Annotated in this window: 10 protein-coding genes; 4 read left to right on the forward strand and 6 right to left on the reverse strand. The window is 71.5% G+C overall.

Features of this window, described 5'->3' with window-relative positions; all coding sequences use genetic code 11:
• Positions 1-19: 19 nt before the first annotated feature.
• The 4 genes from K3N28_RS22790 to K3N28_RS22805 form a co-directional block, all read right to left on the reverse strand.
• Positions 20-2,329 carry a glycoside hydrolase family 3 N-terminal domain-containing protein gene (locus K3N28_RS22790; protein WP_228095145.1) on the reverse strand — a complete coding sequence of 770 codons (2,310 nt, stop codon included), beginning with the start codon at positions 2,327-2,329 and terminating at the stop codon, positions 20-22.
• A gap of 16 nt (positions 2,330-2,345) precedes the next feature.
• On the reverse strand, positions 2,346-3,179 hold the full coding sequence (locus K3N28_RS22795) for a carbohydrate ABC transporter permease (protein WP_228095146.1): 834 nt from the start codon (positions 3,177-3,179) through the stop codon (positions 2,346-2,348).
• Entirely contained in the window at positions 3,179-4,024 is an 846-nt protein-coding gene (locus tag K3N28_RS22800) for a carbohydrate ABC transporter permease (RefSeq protein ID WP_374209867.1), read from the reverse strand. The genes K3N28_RS22795 and K3N28_RS22800 overlap by 1 nt, the downstream gene beginning before the upstream one ends.
• A 74-nt stretch (positions 4,025-4,098) precedes the next feature.
• Positions 4,099-5,397 (reverse strand): ABC transporter substrate-binding protein, encoded by a 1,299-nt coding sequence (locus K3N28_RS22805; protein ID WP_228095148.1) that lies wholly within the window; start codon positions 5,395-5,397, stop codon positions 4,099-4,101.
• A 199-nt stretch (positions 5,398-5,596) separates the two neighbouring features.
• On the opposite strand from K3N28_RS22805, the gene K3N28_RS22810 reads away from it, so the two are divergent.
• Complete coding sequence (locus K3N28_RS22810) at positions 5,597-6,664, forward strand: LacI family DNA-binding transcriptional regulator (RefSeq protein ID WP_228095149.1); 1,068 nt, start codon at positions 5,597-5,599, stop codon at positions 6,662-6,664.
• Positions 6,665-6,702: 38 nt separating this feature from the next.
• Here K3N28_RS22810 and K3N28_RS22815 read toward each other — a convergent pair whose 3' ends face one another.
• Both K3N28_RS22815 and K3N28_RS22820 read right to left on the reverse strand, forming a co-directional pair.
• On the reverse strand, positions 6,703-7,788 hold the full coding sequence (locus K3N28_RS22815; protein ID WP_228095150.1) for a polysaccharide deacetylase family protein: 1,086 nt from the start codon (positions 7,786-7,788) through the stop codon (positions 6,703-6,705).
• A 406-nt stretch (positions 7,789-8,194) separates the two neighbouring features.
• Complete coding sequence (locus K3N28_RS22820) at positions 8,195-9,175, reverse strand: glycoside hydrolase family 11 protein (RefSeq protein WP_228095151.1); 981 nt, start codon at positions 9,173-9,175, stop codon at positions 8,195-8,197.
• A 496-nt stretch (positions 9,176-9,671) separates the two neighbouring features.
• Here K3N28_RS22820 and K3N28_RS22825 point away from each other — a divergent pair, with 496 nt between their 5' ends.
• The 3 genes from K3N28_RS22825 (at position 9,672) to K3N28_RS22835 (ending at position 18,248) form a co-directional block, all read left to right on the forward strand.
• On the forward strand, positions 9,672-13,028 hold the full coding sequence (locus K3N28_RS22825) for a DUF4132 domain-containing protein (protein ID WP_228095152.1): 3,357 nt from the start codon (positions 9,672-9,674) through the stop codon (positions 13,026-13,028).
• Between the two features lie 230 nt (positions 13,029-13,258).
• The gene (locus tag K3N28_RS23400; protein WP_304608755.1) at positions 13,259-15,670 is read left to right on the forward strand and encodes an Hsp70 family protein; all 2,412 of its coding nucleotides are present in this window, start codon (positions 13,259-13,261) and stop codon (positions 15,668-15,670) included.
• A gap of 325 nt (positions 15,671-15,995) precedes the next feature.
• A complete protein-coding gene (locus K3N28_RS22835) occupies positions 15,996-18,248 on the forward strand; it encodes a heavy metal translocating P-type ATPase (RefSeq protein WP_228095153.1) in 2,253 nt (750 codons plus the stop codon).
• Positions 18,249-18,380: the final 132 nt, after the last annotated feature.

Consider the following 18,380-nt stretch of genomic DNA (forward strand, 5'->3'; position numbering starts at 1 on the left):
CGTTGTCTCCTCTGTGGTTTCAGTTTCCGGTGGTCTGGACGCCGGTGGTCATGACGCGGACGCCCTCGACGGCGCGGAGCGCGCCCTCGATGCGGAATCGCCCCGTGAGGGGCAGATCGGCGCTGGAGTGGCCGACGGCGACGGTGAAGTCGCCGGGTTCGACGACGCGGACGCCGTCGCGGCCGGTGAACGAGGTCCGGTCGGCGTGGAGGCGGAACGTCACACGCGTGGACTCGCCCGCTTGCAGGGCGATGCGGGCGTAGCCGGCGAGTTCGCGCACGGGCCGGGTCACCTGGGCGACCTCGTCGGTCAGGTAGAGCTGGACGACGTCCTCGCCGGGCCGGTCGCCGGTGTTGGCGACGGTGACGGCGATGTCGAGCTCGCCGTCGGTCCCGATCCGGTCGGTGCTCAGTTCCAGGTCGCTGTAGGCGAACTCGGTGTAGGAGCGGCCGTGGCCGAACGCGTACAGCGGCGTCGGGTCGATGTTGGACACGCCCTCGCTGTACTGGCCGAGCGGCGGAGCGAGGTAGGTGCCGGGCTGGCCGCCCGCCTGGTAGGGGATCCCGACCGGCAGGTGGCCGCTCGGGTTGATCCGGCCCGAGAGGACGCCGGCGACCGCGTCGCCGCCTTCCTCGCCGGGGAGGAACGCCTGGACGACGGCGGCGCAGCGGTGAGCGAAGGAGCCCAAGGCGTACGGGCGGCCGGAGACCACGACGAGGACCACCGGGGTGCCGGTGGCGAGGACGGCCTCGACGAGTTCGGCCTGGACGCCCGGAAGGGTCAGGTCGGCGGCGTCGCAGCCTTCGCCGGAGGTGCCGCGCCCGAAGAGGCTGGCCAGGTCGCCGACGGCGAGCACGCAGACGTCGGCGGCGGTCGCGGCGTCGACGGCCGCGGCGATGCCGCTGCGGTCGGCCTCCCGGATCGGGACGCCCCGCTCGTAGGCGACGGAGGCGTCCGGCAGCTCGGCGCGGAGGGCGTCGAGGAGCGAGGGGATCGCGACGCCGGTGCCGCGGTCCTCGTACCGGGAGAGCACGTGGTTGGGGAAGGAGTAGCAGCCGAGGAGAGTGCGGGAGTCGTCGGCGGTGGGGCCGATCAGCGCGATCGAGGCGGGTGCGCCGAGGGGGAGGGTCCCGTCGTTGTCGAGCAGCACCACTGACTTCGCGGCGATCTCGCGGGCGAGGGCGCGGTTGGCGGGGCTGTCGAGGTCGACGTCCGGGTCGGGGGCGGCGAGGGCGGGATCGGCGTCCAGGAGGCCGAGTTCGGCCTTCTGCCGGAGCACCCGCCGCACCGCGGTGTCCACGGTCGACTCGTCGAGCGCGCCGGAGGCGATCTTGTCGGCGAGGAGGGCGTAGGCGTCGGTGCCCGGCAGTTCGACGTCGATGCCGGCGGTGAGCGCCTGCGCGCCGGAGTCGGCGCGGTCGGCGCTCACGCGGTGCATCATGTCGAGGAAGGCGATGGCCCAGTAGTCGGAGACGACGGTGCCGGTGAAGCCCCACTGCTCGCGGAGGATCCCGGTGAGCAGTTCGCGGTTGGCGGCGGCGGGGAGGCCGTCCACGTCGGAGTAGGAGTTCATGACCGAGCGGGCGCCGCCGAGGCGGACGGCCATTTCGAACGGGGGGAGGATGACGTCGGCGAGCTCTCTGGGGCCCATGGGGACGGGGGCGTGGTTGCGGGCGCCGCGGGAGGCGGAGTAGCCGGCGAAGTGTTTGAGGGTGGCGATGATCCCGGCCGATTCGAGGCCGCGCACGTAGGCGCTGCCGATGGTGCCGACGAGGTAGGGGTCTTCGCCCATGGTCTCCTCGACGCGGCCCCAGCGGTAGTCGCGGACGACGTCCAGGACCGGTGAGAGTCCTTGGTGGACGCCGACGGCTCGCATGTCGGCGCCGATGTGGCGGGCCATGCGTTCGATGAGGTCGGGTGCGAAGGTCGCGGCCCATGCGAGGGAGGTGGGGTACACGGTGGCTCCCAGGGTGGTGAACCCGGTGAGGCATTCCTCGTGGGCGATCGCGGGGACGCCGAGGCGGGAGCGCTCGACGATGCCGCGCTGCATCCGCTCGAGCGCGGCGGCCCCCTCGGCGGGGGCGACGGGCTCGGTGCCGAAGGCTCGGGTGAGGTGGCCGAGGCCGTGGAGCGACGCGTCCTCCAGGGTCTTGGGGCCGCCGTTCATGGCGTCCTCCATGGGCGCGACTTCGCCGTCGTCGCCCACGATGCTTCTCGGCGGCCAGAAGCTGCCGAGCTGGGCCAGTTTCTCCTCCACGGTCATCTCGGCCAGCAAAGCCTCGACCCGGGCCTCGACGGGGGCCGCGGGATCGCGCCAGGTGTCGACCATTGATAGCTCTCTTTCGTTACTTCCCGAATCCGGCGGTGAGGCCGGACACGAGTTGGCGGCGGGCCAGGATGTAGGCGGCGAGCATCGGCAGGACCGACAGCACCACCGCGGCGAGGACCGCGGGGACGTCGACGCCGAACTGGCCTTGGAAGCTCCACAGCGACAGGGGGATGACGCGGGTGGAGGCGCTCTGGGTGAGCACGAGGGGGAACAGGAAGCCGTTCCAGACCTGCAGCGCCTGGTACACGCCCACGGTGGCGAGGGCGGGTCGGGCGAGCGGGACCACCAGGCGCAGCAGGATCCGCCACTCGGTGGCGCCGTCCATCCGCATCGACTCGAACAGCGACTCGGGGATCTCCCGCAGGAAGTTGGTCAGGATCAGCAGCGTCAGCGGGATCGAGAACGCGATCGAGGGCAGGATGAGCGCGGCGAGCGTGTCGTAGAGCCCCAGCTGCACGATCAGGTAGTAGACGGGGATGATCGCGGCCTGGATCGGGATCGCGATCCCCAGCAGGGCGACGCGGAACAGGTTGCGGCCGAAGCCGTCGCGGCTGCGGACGACGACGTAGGCGGCCATGATCGAGACGACGAGCGTGACCGCCACGGAGGCGGTGGTGACGACGACGCTGTTGAAGAAGAACAGCACGAAGTCGTTCTCCAGCACCCGCTGGTAGGCCGTGAGCGAGGGGTTCGCGGGCCAGGCCAGCGGGTTCTCGGCGTAGTAGTCCTCGCGCGGGCGCAGGCTGGTGATGAAGATGTAGTAGATCGGGAGGATGATGACGGCCAGCCACAGCCAGGCGAAGGCCGCGCCCAGGACGTTGGGGCGTTGTTCGTTGCGCTGCTTGGTCATCACGAGCCCTCCGATCGGGAGTCCATGCGGCTGGCGCCGGTGATCCGGTTGAGGCCCAGGGAGACCGCCAGGCCCACGGCGACCAGGACGAGCGCGAGCACGCTGGCCTGGCCCATGTCGTAGGAGCGGAACCCGGTGAGGTACATGTCCAGGGGCAGCACTCGGGTGGCGTTGCCCGGCCCGCCGCCGGTGAGCACGAAGATCAGGTCGAAATAGGTCAGCGATCCGACGGTCATCAGCGTGGTGGAGGTGACGATCGTGTACTTGAGCATCGGCAGTGTGATCAGGAAGAACTGCTGGACCGCTCCGGCGCCGTCCATGCGCGCGGCCTCGTACAGCTCCTTGGGGATCTGGCGGGTGCCGGCCTGGTAGATGAGCGTGTGGAAGGGGATGAAGCACCACCCGATCACGAACACGACCACGTACAGCGCCAACTGCGGGTCGCCGAGCCAGTTCTGCGACAGCACGGCGATGTCCAGGGCCGAGCCGGCGCCGAAGTTGGGGTCGAGCAGGGCGGTGAAGGTGATCGCCACGGCCGCGGAGCTGAACAGCAGCGGCAGGAAGAACAGCGTGGCGAGCAGGGACCGGTAGCGCTGCCGTCCGGCGAGGAACACGCCGAGCAGGAGGCTCACCGGCGCCTGGAACAGGACGCACAGGACGGTGAGCTTGACGGTGAGCCACAGGGCGCCCCGGGAGACCGGGTCGTTGGCTGCGGCCGTCCAGTTGTCGAAACCGGCCCAGGTGATCGCGCCGAGCCCGTCCCAGTGGACGAAGGACAGGGCGGCGACGCCGAACAGCGGCACGATCGCGAAGACCCCGAACAGGATCAGCGCGGGCGCGGCCATCCATCGTGAGGGCCCGCCCGGGCGCGCACCGCGTCGGCGGCGCGCGCTCGGGCGGGTCGCGGTGGCACTGAAGCTCACAGCGTGGCGTCCATCGCCTCGGCGAACTGCTCGGCGGTGATGTCGCCGAGGAAGAGGCGGCTGAGGTTGTTCAGCAGCTCCTGGGCCTGGTCGGCGGGAAGGGCCTGGTCCCATGACAGTTCGAAGTGGGCGGCGTCGCGGACCATCGCGTAGGTGAATTCGAGGAACTCGTTGTTCTCTTCCTCGGCGATGCGGTCTTCGAGCCCGACGACGGGCGGCACGGCCCCGATGGCGAGCAGGGCGTCGATGTGCTCGTCGTTGTACACGGCCTCCGACAGGTAGTCGGTGGCGGTCTGCTGGGCGTCCTCCGGGGCGCTGGAGGCGACGGACCAGTAGTTCGCCGGGTTGCCGACGATGTTGCTCGGGTCGCCGGCGCCGCCCTCGACGATCGGGAAGGTCGAGAAGATCAGGCCGCCGCTCGCGACGAGGTCGGGCGCGTTGGTGAGGAACTCGGGGTAGATCCAGCTGCCCTGGAGGATCATCCCGGCCTTGCCGGTGGAGACCAGGGCGTGGTCGGCGCCCGCGTCGGCGACGACGGACGCGAAGCCGTCGCCGAAGGCGCCGGCGTCGACCAGTTCGGTGATCATCTGGGCCGCGCGGAGCATGTCCGGGTGCGACCAGGCGCCGGCCTCGCCGTCGAGGACGCGCTGGAACGCGGCCTCGCCGCCGACGCGGTCGGCCAGGTAGGAGATCCACATGAGCTCGGGCCACACGCTCTGGCCGGCCAGCGCGATCGGGACGACGTCATGGGCCTTGAGGGCCTCGACGGCGGCGAGCAGGTCGCTCCACGTCTCGGGGACGCCGGTCCCGGCGGCCTCCAGGACCTCGTTGTTGTGGTACATGACGACCGGCTGCGACTGGTTGTTCGGGACGGCGTAGACGCTGCCGTCGATCATGCCGACCTGGACCACCGAGGGCAGGACCCGGTCGGTGAGGGCGCTGGTGGGCTCGGTGAGGTCGATGACCTGGTCGTTGGCGACGTAGTCGGCCAGGGTGGCGCCGGCCCAGCCGAAGACGAGGGTCGGGGCGTTGCCGGAGCCGATCGCGGTGCGGATCTTCTCCTTGTAGGCGTCGTTGGCGAAGTACTCCGCGGTGATCTGATCATCGGGATGCGCTTCGTTCCAGTCCTCGAAGGAGGCGCGCATGGCTTCTTCGGCGCCGCCCGTGAGGCCCCACGCGGTGGCGCCGTCGGCGGAGGAGGACCCGGGCCGGTTGCCGCACGCACCCAGGGTGGCCACGACGGGGGCGGCGGCACCGAGGGCGAGGAGCGAACGGCGGCTTGTTCCAAGCTTCATTGCTGGGATCCTTTCTGATGTCCGGTCGAGGGACCGGACGGAATCAACGAAACTGTTTCTATTCAGTTTCTCTGCGTTTCCAAAGTACGCTCCACCCGAGCGTGCGTCAAGTTACAGAAATGTAAAGACTGGGGCCGGAAGCTGAGAGAACACCGACAGTACGGTGACCTCCGTCGAATCAGTTTCGTAAACTGGTCACATGACCGACAGTAAAGACGGGGTGCCGGCGACGGCCCGTGGCGCCCGCCGGCGCGCGACCCTCGCGGCCGTCGCCGAACGGGCCGGCGTCTCCAAGGCCACCGCGTCCAAAGTGCTCAACGGACGGCCCGGCGTCTCCGAGGAGACCAGACGCCAAGTCCGGCAGGTGATCGACGAACTCGGCTACATGCCGAGCACCGGCCCCCGAGAGCCGCGGGCCGCCGGGGCGATCCAGGTCGTGTTCGACAACATCCTCGACATGTACGCGCTGTACGTCCTCGACGGCGTCATCGCGGGAGCCGCCGCCCAGGGCGTCGACGTGGTCACCGGTGCGCTCGGCGCCGAGCACCCCGCGTCCGCGCGTTCGCTCGGCGTCGACCGCATCAAGGAGATCGCCGCCAGGGGCCACCTCGGGCTCATCGTCGTCACCTCCGAGTTGACCGGCGAGGAGATCGAGGCCTGCGAGCACCTCGGCCTGAGCCTGGTCGTCATCGACCCGGTCAACCCCCTCGACGACCGCGTCACCAGCGTCGGCGCCACCAACTGGGCCGGCGGCGTCCAGGCCACGCGGCACCTCATCGACCTCGGGCACCGCCGGATCGGCTTCATCGGCGGGCCGGCCGGCTCCGTGTTCGGCCGCGAGCGCCTGCACGGCTACCGGGAGGCGCTGGAGACCGCGGGCCTGCATCCCGACCGGGAGCTCACCGCGGCCGGACGCTTCGACGCCGAGTCCGGCGGCCGGGCGGCCGCGGCGCTGCTCGACCTCGCCGACCCGCCGACGGCGATCTTCGCGGCCAACGACACGATGGCGATCGGCGTCATGCGGGAGGCGCGCTCGCGCGGCCTGCGCGTTCCCGAAGACCTGAGCCTGGTCGGCTTCGACGACACCTACAACGCGGCGTGGACCGAACCGCCGCTGACCACGGTCCGCCAGCCCCTGCGGCGAATGGGCCGCGTCGCCGCGCGAACCCTCCTCGAACTCGCCGACGGCCGGGAGCCCGATTCGCACCACGTGCAGCTGGCGACGGACCTGGTGGTCCGCGAGTCGACGGCCCCGCCGCGCCGCTGAGGCCCGGCCGGCCCGTCGGGCCGGCCGGAGCCGATCGCTCAGACGCGGGTCCACCGCTGGTTGTCGCCGCCCCAGCAGCCGTAGAGCTGCACGGGGGCGCCGTTGGACGAGCTGTAGACGTCCAGGCACGCGTTCCCATACCCGACGCTGCGGATCGTCCCGTCGGAGCCGAAGGTCCACCGCTGCCCCGCGGTGTTGCTGCAGGCGTTGATCTGCACCTGCGTGCCGTTGCCCCCCGAGGGCGCTTCGAGGCACCGGCCGAGGATCCGCAGCTCCTGCGCGGCGGTGTACGTGAACTGCTGGTTCGCGCCTTCGTAGCAGCTGTAGAGCTGGACCTTCACGCCGGCGGCGGTGCTGCCGCCGGGTACGTCGATGCACTTGCCGGCCGAGGTGCTGCGCAGCAGGTCGGTCTCCGTGCCGCCACCGCCGCCGGAGCCGTCGGGGGCGACGGCCCGGCCGGTGCTCGGGGAGATCATGCCCGCGCACAGGCCGCGCGAGCGCAGGTCGGCGGCGATCTGCGGGATCGCGTTGATCGTGCTCCGGTAGGAGTCGTGCATGAGCATGACCCCGCCGTTCTGCAGGCCGCGGGCGGCCTGCACGATCTGGGCGGTGGTCGCGCCGTTCCAGTCCCGGGAGTCGACCGACCACAGGACTTCGGTCAGCCCGTACTGGGCTTCGACGGACTTGAGCGTCGCGTTGGTCTCGCCGTAGGGCGGCCGGAAGAGGACGGGCGTGCCGCCGCCCGCCGACTGGATCGCCTGCTGGGTGCGCGAGATCTCCGAGGCCATCTGGGACTGGCTCAGCTGGGTCATGTGCGGGTGCGTGTAGGAGTGGTTGCCCACCCACATGCCGGCGTTGACCTGGGCGCGGACCAGGCCGGGGTTGGCGGCGGCGTTCTGCCCGGTGTTGAACATGGTGGCGCGCAGGCCGTTCGAGGCGAGCGCGTTGAGCAGGCTGTCGGTGCTGCTCGGGTTGGGCCCGTCGTCGAAGGTCAGCGCGACGTAGCCGTTGCAGGCCTGCGCCTGCGCCGGCGACGCGGCGACGCTGAGCACCACGGCGGCGGCGCCGAGGGCGACGGTGAATGCGGACAGGCTGGCGATGAGCGTCCTCATGCGGCTTCGCATGATCGGCCTCCTTGGGATGTCGCCCGAAGGCGCCGGCGGAGAGGGTCGGCGGCGGCTCGGGGGTACGGCGCATCAGTCGGCGTCGACGAACTCCCAGGGGTGAGGGCCCTTGTCGCCATGAGGGGACGACGGTGGATCGATGTCCCGTGAACGAACAGGAACGAATGCAATTATCCGGGCCGAATCCTTGGAGGACAAGGGGGTCGACCGCTCATAAAATCGATGAGCATCAATTAATATGCGACCGGTCGGGGAGCGGTCGACGAACGGGAGACGAGCGGAGCCCGGGTGGCGACCGCCGCGAGCGCGACGAATCCCTCGAAGCCGAACGGGCCGCTCGCGCACACGGAAGCGGCGCGGCGGCAAGATGCCGCCGCGCCGTTCTCCAGGGTGTTCCGGACCCGTTCTAACCGCAGGAGACCGTCGGCCAGTTCCAGTTGCCGTTGGCCTGGATGGTGAGGCCGAAGTTGTTGCCGTTGCCGTTCGGCGTCGCCACGAGCTGCTGCGCGGTCGGATAGGACGCGTTGCAGTTCCAGGTGGCGATGACCTTGGCCGGCGACGGGATGTTCAGCGTCGTCCTCCAGTCGCTCGAGCCCGACACGGCCACGTTGAGGTTGTAGCGGTCGCCCCACCGCTGCCCGGCCGACAGGGCGGCCGTGCAGGCGCCGCCGCCACCGCCACCGCCGCCGCCGGTGCTGCCGACGTTGATGTTGGAACTGCCGCTGGACTGGTAGCCCTCGGTCGCCAGGACCATGTAGTAGTTGAACGCGCCGAGGGGCAGACCCGCGCGGCTCCACGCGTCGAAGTGGGTGCCGGTGTTGATCGTGCCGCCGGTGCGCTTGGACTGGCGGACGCTCCAGTACTGGTCGAACGTCCTGGTGCCCTCCACGGACGGCTGGTTGACGCGGGTGGTCTTGTAGATGTTGTACGTGCCGCCGTCGTCGGTGACCGTGCCCCTGAGGTCGTTCCCGCCGGGCCGGTAGCTGCCGTAGTTCTCGACGATGTAGTACTCCACGAGCGGGTTCGCGGTCCAGCCGTACAGGCAGAGGTAGCCGTTGCCCGGGGAGTTGAAGCTGCCGGAGTACTGGACGGCGCGGCGTCCGCCGTTCGCCCAGCCCTTGCCGCCGACCCAGTTGTTGACGTTCGACCAGGAGCTGCTGTAGTTCCCGCCCGAGCCGAGGGTCATCGAGGCGCGGCCCTGGGTGTCGGTCCAGAAGGAGTAGTAGTAACCGTTGTGGGTGCCCTCCTGATTGGTGTTGACGACCTGTTGGGCGTTGGCCGTTCCGGGCGCCAGCAGGCCCGCGCCGCCGAACACCAGGGCGGCGCCGCCGCCGAGCAGCAGGCTCCGGCGACTGACCGGGCCGGGGGATGCGTTGTCCTGGGACATCCGTCCTCCTTGGAAGGGAAGGGTGGTGACCGGCCCGCTCAAACGCGCCGGATCGATAGACATCGATATAAATCGATGTGGCTATCGTGAACCCGGCTGATCGCACTGTCAATGACTTCCGGAAAACTTTCGGAACTTTCTCCTTCCTTTGGCTCGAATCGAACGTACATAGACACAGCTGAGGGGCCCACAAGGGCGAAATTCTTCGAAATCCACCACCATCGCTCGCCGGTAATGAAGCTGGAATCCCGGAACTTTCAGAAATTATCAGTCGACGGGAAGGGTCTGGAAACTTCGAGCGGCGCTGCCCGAACCGCCCCGAGGCCGCGGGCCGCTCAGCGATCGGCTGCGGCGCGGACGGCGTCCCCGCCTCCCTGTTCCCGCTCCTCGGCGACGAGGTCCATGTCGACGCCGCATGGGCGTCGCCGCTCCCGCAGCGGCGGCACCGCTCGCTCCGAACGACCGCTTGTCAGACGTGCTCTCTATGCTGCGCAACATGACGCAGTCCGAGACCCACCCCGAAGACCGGCTCCGACTTCCCGAGAAATGGCGGCGGCACGTGCTGCCCCGGCGCGGGCGCGACCTCGCCGACGTCGACCTCGACACCAAAGTGGACCCCGGCTCCTCCGAGGCGCTGGCCGAGCGGATCACCGAGCAGCGGACACTGATCGACGAGGGGATCGGCAAACGGCGGAACGCGAATTTCGCCCCCGCGGTGACCGACCACCTCCAGGGCCGGCCGAACCCGAGCGGGGCGGCCGCGCTGATGCACCTACTGGACAGCACCGGCCGACAGACCGTGCCCCCCGCGGCCCGGCTGCGGCACCTCGACGCCTGGATCACCGACCACGGACTCGCCTTCGCCGCCGTGGCCCTCGTCGAATCGGCGACGATCCACAACCGGTCGGACGCCGAGGGCGAACGCTCCATCACCGAAGCCATCCTGTACCCCTGCGACTATCGGTCTCAGCCCGAGAGTTGGCGGCAGGCCCAGCCGGCGGCCCACCGCATCCGCTCGCTCCTGGCGTCGGTCCCCGAGCCGGCGTACCGCGAGGTCGTCGCGGCCGTCGACGCCCACCGTACCGACAAGGACCGGCGCATCGGCGCGGCAATCCTCCTCCCCACCGAGGCCGACTGGGTTCGGGAGGCGTTCATGTCGGGCGTCGGACACCTCGACTCCTACCGCTGCGACGACTGGATGCGGTGGTCCTTCGCGGGCGACCCGCAGCACCTGGACCTCCTCGACCGCGGCCTCGATCACCAACATGCCGACGCGCGCTCCCTCGCCCCGCTGATCGCGGGAGCGGGAACCGTCGCGCTGCCGCTCCTGACCCGAGTCCTGGACCAGCGCTTCTCACTGCTGTCCAAGCCCGCCCGATCCGCCATCATGACCGCGATCGGCCTGCTGCCTTCGGACGACGCCACCGGATACCTGGTCGACCGGTTGGAACGGCCCGGAACCCTCACCGTGATGACGGAGGTCGCCGAGCGGTTCCCGCAGCGCACGCTTCGCGTCATCGCCGCTCGCGCCGCCGGCGCCGAACCCGACGCGCGGACGCGGCTCGCCGGTCTCGTCAAGTCCTCCCCCGCGCTGGCCGCCGCCTTGGACGACACCGACGAGCCGGTGCGCCGGGCCGTCGCCACGCTCATCGACGCCCCCGACACCGTGCCCGACGCCCCCGCCGACGCGCTGCCGCCGCTGCTGGTCGCACCGCCATGGAAGACCAAGCGGCGCAAGGCGGTCGTGATCGAGGGCCTCGCGCGCCCGTTCGAGACGCGCGTGGTCTGGGCCGACGCCGACGAGACGCGGCGCTGGGCCACCCTCCGCGACGACGACCCCTACCGGAAGTACGACGCCGGGGGCGTGGACCACTTCCTCTCGTACATCGAGGAGCACCCCGATTACGACCACCTGATCGACTTCCTCTCCTGGGCTCCCGTCGAGGACGCCGAGCCGGTGCTCGAACGGTGGCGGGGCACCGCGCGGCACCCCAGCGGCGCGCACCTCATGCGCCTCCTCGGCAGGTTCGGGGCGCGGGTCGCCGACCGGGTCCTCCCCCACCTCAAGGGCCGCACCGCACTCGCCGAAGTGCTCATCCCGATCCAGAACCCCGCGACCGCCCGCATCGCCGCCGACTGGCTCGCGCGGTCCAAGTCCCTGGCCCCCGTGGCGATGCGCTGGTTCGACCGGCACGCCGACGCGGCGGCGCACCTGCTCATCCCCGAGGCGCTCGGCGGCGACGGCGGCGCGCGCCGCGCCGCGAACGCCGCGCTGCGGCACCTGAGCGCCGTCCACGGCGCCGAGACGGTAACGGCCGCCGCGAAGGAGTACGGCGAGGCCGCCGCTGCGGCGATCGACGCGCTCATCGCCACGGACCCGCTCGATCCGCCCGGCGCCAGGATCCCCAAACCGCCGGCCTGGGCGAACCCCGCCATGCTGCCGCAGGTGCTCCTCAAGGGACGGCAGTCGGCGCTGCCGCTCGAGTCGGTGGGGCATCTGCTCACCGTGCTCGCCCTCGACAGCCCCGAACTCCCGTACGCGGGCGTCGAAGTCGTCATCGAGACCTGCGACCCGGCCTCGCTCACGCGGTTCTCCTGGGCGCTGTTCGCATTGTGGACCGCCGTCGGCGCGCCGTCCAAGGACGGTTGGGCGCTCACGCAGCTCACGCGCTTCGCCGACGACGGCACCGTCCGCGAGCTCGCCGCGCTGACCAGCCGATGGCCCGGTGAGGGCCAGCACAAGCGGGCCGTCACGGGACTGCAGGTCCTGGGCGCGATCGGTTCCGAGACCTCCCTGCGCGCCCTCCATCAGATCGCCCGGAAGGTCCGGTTCAGGCCGCTCCAAGAGGAGGCCGGCCGGCAGATCGAGACGGTCGCCGACCGGCTCGGCCTCACCACCGAGCAGCTCGCCGACCGGCTCGTGCCCGACTTCGGGCTCGACCGCGAGGCCAGCCTCGTCCTCGACTACGGTCCCCGGCGGTTCAAGGTCGGCTTCGACGAGCAGCTGCAGCCGTTCGTGACCGACGCGGACGGCGAGCCGCTCAAGCGCCTGCCCAAGCCGAGCGCACAGGACGACGCCGAGACCGCCGAGGAGGCCTACGACCGGTTCATGGAGCTGAAGCGGGAGCTTCGCAAGGTCGCGAAGGAACAGGTGCGGCGGCTCGAACGCGCCATGGTCGAGGGCCGCGCCTGGACGGTGCCGGAGTTCAAGGAGTTCTTCGCCGACCATCCGCTGATGTGGCACCTGGCCCGCCGGCTCGTGTGGTCGGCCGAGTCGGGCGGGGAGCCGTTCGGGTTCCGCCTGGCCGAGGACCGGACCGTCGCCGACGTCGAGGACGACGCGTGCGACCTGCCCGACGACGCGCTGATCCGCCTGGCGCACCCGGTCGCCCTGGGCGATCGGCTCGCCGCGTGGGCCGGGATCTTCGCCGACTACGCGATCCTCCAGCCCTTCGCGCAGCTCTCGCGTCCGATCCTGGCCTTCACCGACCAGGATCTGGAGACGGGCCGGCTCGCCCGTTTCGAAGGCGCGACGATCCAGGTCGGACCGCTCCTCGGCCTGATCCGATCGGGTTGGCGGCGCGGTCCCTCCGACGGCCTCTGGGTCTCACCGGGCCTCCACTATGCACTTCCCGGCGGCGGGTTCGTCGTGGTCGCGCTCGACCCCGGCATCGACGGCTACCTCGGCCACATCGACACGTCGCAGCCCGACCAGACCGTCCGCGGCGCGTACCTGTCCGCCACCGCGGACTACGCCGCGCTCGGCGAGCGCCGGGACCACCCGACGGACATCGACCCGGTGGCCGCCTCTGAGGTACTCCGCGCGCTCACCCGGATCACCCGCACCGCCTGACCCGAAGGCGTTGCCGGCCGTCGCAGCGGCCGGCAACGCCCGCAGCGGGCGGCCGCCGGGCAGGGGGGCGCGTCCGGGATGGTCGGACGCCGACCGCGGTGCGGCCGTGCCGCCAGGTCCAGGAGGGCCCGCCACGCCATGCTCGACAGGTGCAGGATGCCGAGTGACGAGGCGCTGGAGGCCGTTCCCAGTCAGCTCCCGCCTCCTCGGCGGTCCGATACGATCGCCCGATGATCCGCTCCCTGCCCCACGGGACCTCGCTCGGCATCGATTTCGGCACCTCCAACACCGTCGCCGTGGTCGGCCGTCCCGACGGGAGCGTCCGGCCGCTGCTGGTGGGCGGTTCGCCGCTGCTGCCCTCGGCGGTGTGCGCGGACGGCGCGGGCGGTCTCGTGGTCGGCCGCGACGCCGTTCACGCCGGACGCCGGTTCCCCGAGCGGTTCGAACCGAACCCGAAACGGCACATCGACCGCTCCTCGGTGCTCTTGGGCGCTCAGGAATTCCGGATCGCCGACGTGGTCGGGGCGGTGCTGCGCGCCGTGGCCGACGAATGCCGACGGGTCGTCGGCGAGCCCCGGCAGGTGACGGTCACCGTGCCGGCGGCATGGGGTCCGAGCAGGCGTCAGGTCATCGAGGACGCGGCGACCGCGGGCGGACTCGGGCGGGTCCGCCTCGTGCCCGAACCGGTGGCCGCCGCGACCTACTTCGCCGAGGTGCTCGAGCACCACATCGCGATCGGGTCGTCCATCGTGGTCTACGACCTCGGCGCGGGCACGTTCGACGCCAGCGTCGTGCGCCGCACCGCGCACGGCTTCGCGACCGCGGCACTGGAGGGCCGGGCCGACCTCGGCGGGCTGGACATCGACGCCGCCGTTTTCAGCCACCTCGCCGAGACCTATGGGGCACATGCGAACTGGGGGCGCCTCGCCGATCCGGTCACCGCGCAGGACCGACGAGGCCGCCGCGCATTCCTGGACGAGATCCGCGCCGCCAAGGAACGGCTCTCGCGGCATCAGCAGGCGGACTTCACGATTCCGCTCCTGGACGTCGACGCGCATCTGACCAGGGCCGAGCTGGAGCGGATCGCGGCCCCGCACCTGGAGCAGACGATCCGTGTGACGCAGGCGGTCGTCCGTGCCGCGGGGATCGACGTCGCGCAGAGCGCCGGGGTCTTCCTCGTCGGCGGCGCGAGCCGGATGCCGCTGGTGGCCACGATGCTCCACCGCGAGTTGGGAATCGCGCCGACGGTGATGGAACAGCCGGAGGCCGTCGTCGCCGAGGGCAGCGTGCTGTGCGCCGAGCCGGCGAATACGTCGTTCCCCGTCCCGTCCCCGCTCGCCACGCCGCCGTGGGCGGACCGCTCCGCGCCTTCGGAGACGACGCCGCCGGCGTCGGTGCCGTCGGGCCCGCCGCGATTCGGCGACGCCGAAGCGACCGGACCGAGCCGGAAGCACAGGCAGCGGCACGCCAGGAAGCTGGCCCTTGCCGGAATCCTCGCCGGCGTCCTGATCGCGGCCACGCTGGTTTTCGTCTTCGAGCCCGACGGCGACGAGGGGGAGGCCGGCGCCGGGACGGGCGCCGACGCGGTTGCCGGTCCCGGGGACGGCGATGGGGCCGGCAGCGAATCGGCAGGTGCCGCCGCGGGTCCGCCGGCGGGGGAACCGCTGGGCGAACCCCTTGCGGCGCATGAGGGCCCGGTCGCCGCCGTCGCGAGCATCGAAGCGGACGGCAGGGTCGTCCTGTTCACGTCGGGATCTGAGGACGGCAAGGTCAAGCAGTGGGACCTGGCCGGGAAGCCGCTCGGCGAAGCCGACTTCGACGTCCCGATCGTCATGATGGAGCCGCTCGCGTTCCCCGACGGCTCGACCCGCATCGCCGCCGTCGATGAGGCCGGGGGCGTGCACGTGTGGCTGCCGACGGATTTCGCTCCCGAGCTCGTGAGGGCGGGTGAAGGCATCGAGGAGTCCATCCTGAGTCTCGGTCTCCTCGAACACCACGGCACTCCCGTGCTGGCGGCCGCCAGCCACACCGGTCTGGCCCTCTACGACCTCCACGATCAGGTTCCCTTGAGCCTGGTCAACTACGAGGGCGATCCCGACCTGGGCTTCGACCACGCCCAGGTGCTGCAGCTGGAGGACGCGGCGGCCGTCGTGGCCGCGGATTCCGACGGCACCCTGCGCCTCTACGACCCCACCACGGGCGACCGCCTCGGGGATCCCTTCGGCCCCGAGGAGCCCGGCCCTGAGGGCAGCGGTTGGGCGGACGGCGCCGAGGTCGACGGGCTCCGGGTGGTCTACGACGACGGCGTCCCGTACGGCCTGCTGTACGACGGCGAGCAGCTGCACCTGTGGAACCTGGCGGCGCGCGAGCAGCCGTCGGCGGAGACGATCCCGTTGCCGGACATGGAAGATCCATTCCTCGTGCAGGCAGTCGAGTCCGAGGGCCGGCTCGCTCTGCTCATGGCGGGCGGTCGAGCAGGCGCGGAAGCACGGGAATTCTCCACCGGGAACGGCCTCCTGCCCGACGCCGGGTGGACTCAGGTGTCCGCCTCCGCCGTCGGCGTCGCCCAGACCGGCGAGCAGACGATCGCGATCACCGGCTCCGCGGATGGCACCGTGCACCTGTGGAGCCTGGGAGACTGACGCCGGCGCTGGACCGCGAGGTCGCAGAGGCCGCCTGGACGGGGCGCGGACCGAGGCGGTGAGCGGGATCGCGCGCCGCGTCGGACGGCATCGCCCCGCACCACCTCGACGGCATCGGACGCCACGAAGTCCCGCGCCCGTTCCGGCCGCCTGGTGAGCACGCGACCCCGGTACCCGGCGTCCAAGAGCCGCGGCAGCAGGCCCCCCGAAAATCCGCCTCCGCAGGGGAATACCTCCCGCAGGGACGGCGTTGCGACTACTTGCCAAATACCCCCCTGGGGTATATGTTTCGAAGCGACGAACAACGACACGGAAGGAGCCTCCGGTGAGCAGCCATCACGCCCACGGCGACGACGCGAGGCACCACGAGCACCACCATGAGCACGGGCACGGTGACGCCCATGGCGGCGGCCATGCCGCTCCCGGTGAGCGCGCGGCCCGCAGTGAGCACGCGGCACATGCCGGACACGGCCCGCATGACGGCCCGAGCGCGACCGCCGAAGCGCCGCAGGCGCACCACCACCACAGCGGTCGAGGCACTGCCGATCCGCACGCCGGGCACGGCGGGCACGGCGGACACGACAAGCACGCCGGCCACGACCCGGAGATGTTCCGCCGCAAGTTCTGGCTGAGCCTGATCCTGACGATCCCGCTGATCGTCACCAGCCACATGATCATGGACTCGTTCGGGTACACACTGGACTTCCCCGGGACGGGCCTCGTCGGCCCCGTACTGGGCACGGCGGTGTTCCTCTACGGCGGTTGGCCGTTCCTCGTGGGCGGCGTCCGCGAGGTCCGCGACAAGGCCCCGGGCATGATGCTCCTGATCGCCACCGCCGTCACCGTCGCCTACATCGCTTCCCTCGCCACCAGTTTCGGCCTGTTCGACCTCGAGTTCTGGTGGGAGCTGGGCGCACTGGTGTCCATCATGCTGCTCGGCCACTGGCAGGAGATGAAGGCCATCGGACAGGCGCAGGGCGCGCTCGCCGCCCTCGCGGCGCTGCTGCCGGACGAGGCCGAGCGCGTCACCGGCGACGGCTCGACCGAGACCGTCCGCGCGAGCGACCTCGCGGTCGGCGACGTGGTGCTCGTCCGCTCCGGTTCCCGCGTCCCCGCCGACGGCGAGATCACCGAAGGCGAGGCCGAGATGGACGAGTCCATGATCACCGGTGAGTCCCGGCCGGTGCCGAAGGGCGCGGGCGAGCGGGTCGTGGCGGGGACGGTCGCCACGGACTCGGCGATCCGGGTGCGCATCGACGCCGTCGGCGACGACACCGCCCTGGCGGGCATCCAGCGCCTGGTCGCACAGGCGCAGGAGTCCCGCGGGCGCGGCCAGGTCCTGGCCGACCGGTTCGCGGCGCTGCTGTTCTACGTCGCCATGGGGGCCGCCGCGATCACGTTCGCGGCCTGGTCGCTCCTGGGCGACGTCACCGCGGGCGTGGTCCGGACCGTGACGGTCCTGGTCATCGCGTGCCCGCACGCGCTCGGCCTGGCGATCCCGCTGGTCATCTCGATCACCACGGCGGTGTCGGCCAAGGCGGGCATCCTGATCAAGGACCGGCTCGCCATCGAGCGGATGCGCACCGTGGACGCCGTCCTGTTCGACAAGACCGGGACGCTGACCAAGGGCGAGCACACCGTGGCCGGCATCGCCGGAACCGAAGGGGTGGACGGCGACGAGGTGCTGCACGTGGCCGCGGCGGTCGAATCCGACTCCGAGCACCCGCTGGCCCGCGCGATCGTCGCCCACCACGGCCACGCGCACGGCGAGGGCGCACGCGCCTCCGACTTCCGCTCGCGAACCGGCAAGGGCGTCGAGGCCACCGTCGACGGCCGCCGTTACGCGGTGGGCGGACCGGCGCTGCTGCGGGAACTCGACGTCGAGGCGCCGGGCGAGCTGTCGGACGAGATCGGCGCCTGGTCGGGTCGCGGCGCCACGGTGCTCTACCTCATCGCCCTCGGCGACGAGGCGACGGTGCTGGGCGCCATCGCACTGGAGGACGAGGTCCGGCCCGAGGCGAAGCGGGCGATCGCCGATCTGCGCGCCCTGGGGGTCGCGAAGATCGCGATGATCACCGGTGACGCGCGAGCCGTCGCCGAGGCCGTCGCCGCCGATCTCGGCTTCGTCGAGGGACGCGACGAGGTCTTCGCGGAAGTGCTGCCCGCCGACAAGGACCAGGCCGTCGCCGAGCTCCAGCGGCGGGGCCTGCGCGTGGCCATGGTCGGGGACGGCGTCAACGACGCGCCCGCCCTGGCGCGAGCCGATGTCGGCATCGCGATCGGCGCGGGCACCGATGTGGCGATCGAGTCGGCCGGGGTGGTCCTGGCCTCCTCGGACCCGCGCGGCGTCGGCGGGGTGCGGCGGCTCTCGAAGGCGAGCTACCGCAAGATGATCGAGAACCTCGGCTGGGCCGCGGGGTACAACATCCTCGCGATCCCGCTCGCGGCGGGCGTGCTGGCCTGGGCCGGGTTCACGCTGAGCCCGGCGATCGGCGCGGTGCTGATGTCGGCCTCGACCATCGTCGTCGCCCTCAACGCCCAGCTCCTGCGCCGCGTCAAGCTGACACCGGAGTCCTGAACGCCGCGCGAGCCGCGCTTGGGCGCGACAGGCCGGCGAGGCGGAGCAGGCCCGCCCAGCACGCGGTGACAGCGGCCGGTCGTCATTGCGGGGCTCGAACGGCGGGCGGCCCGCCGGATCTCGCGATCCGGC

Source organism: Glycomyces sp. TRM65418, from assembly GCF_019710475.1.
In the GTDB taxonomy this organism is placed as follows: Bacteria; Actinomycetota; Actinomycetes; order Mycobacteriales; family Micromonosporaceae; genus Glycomyces.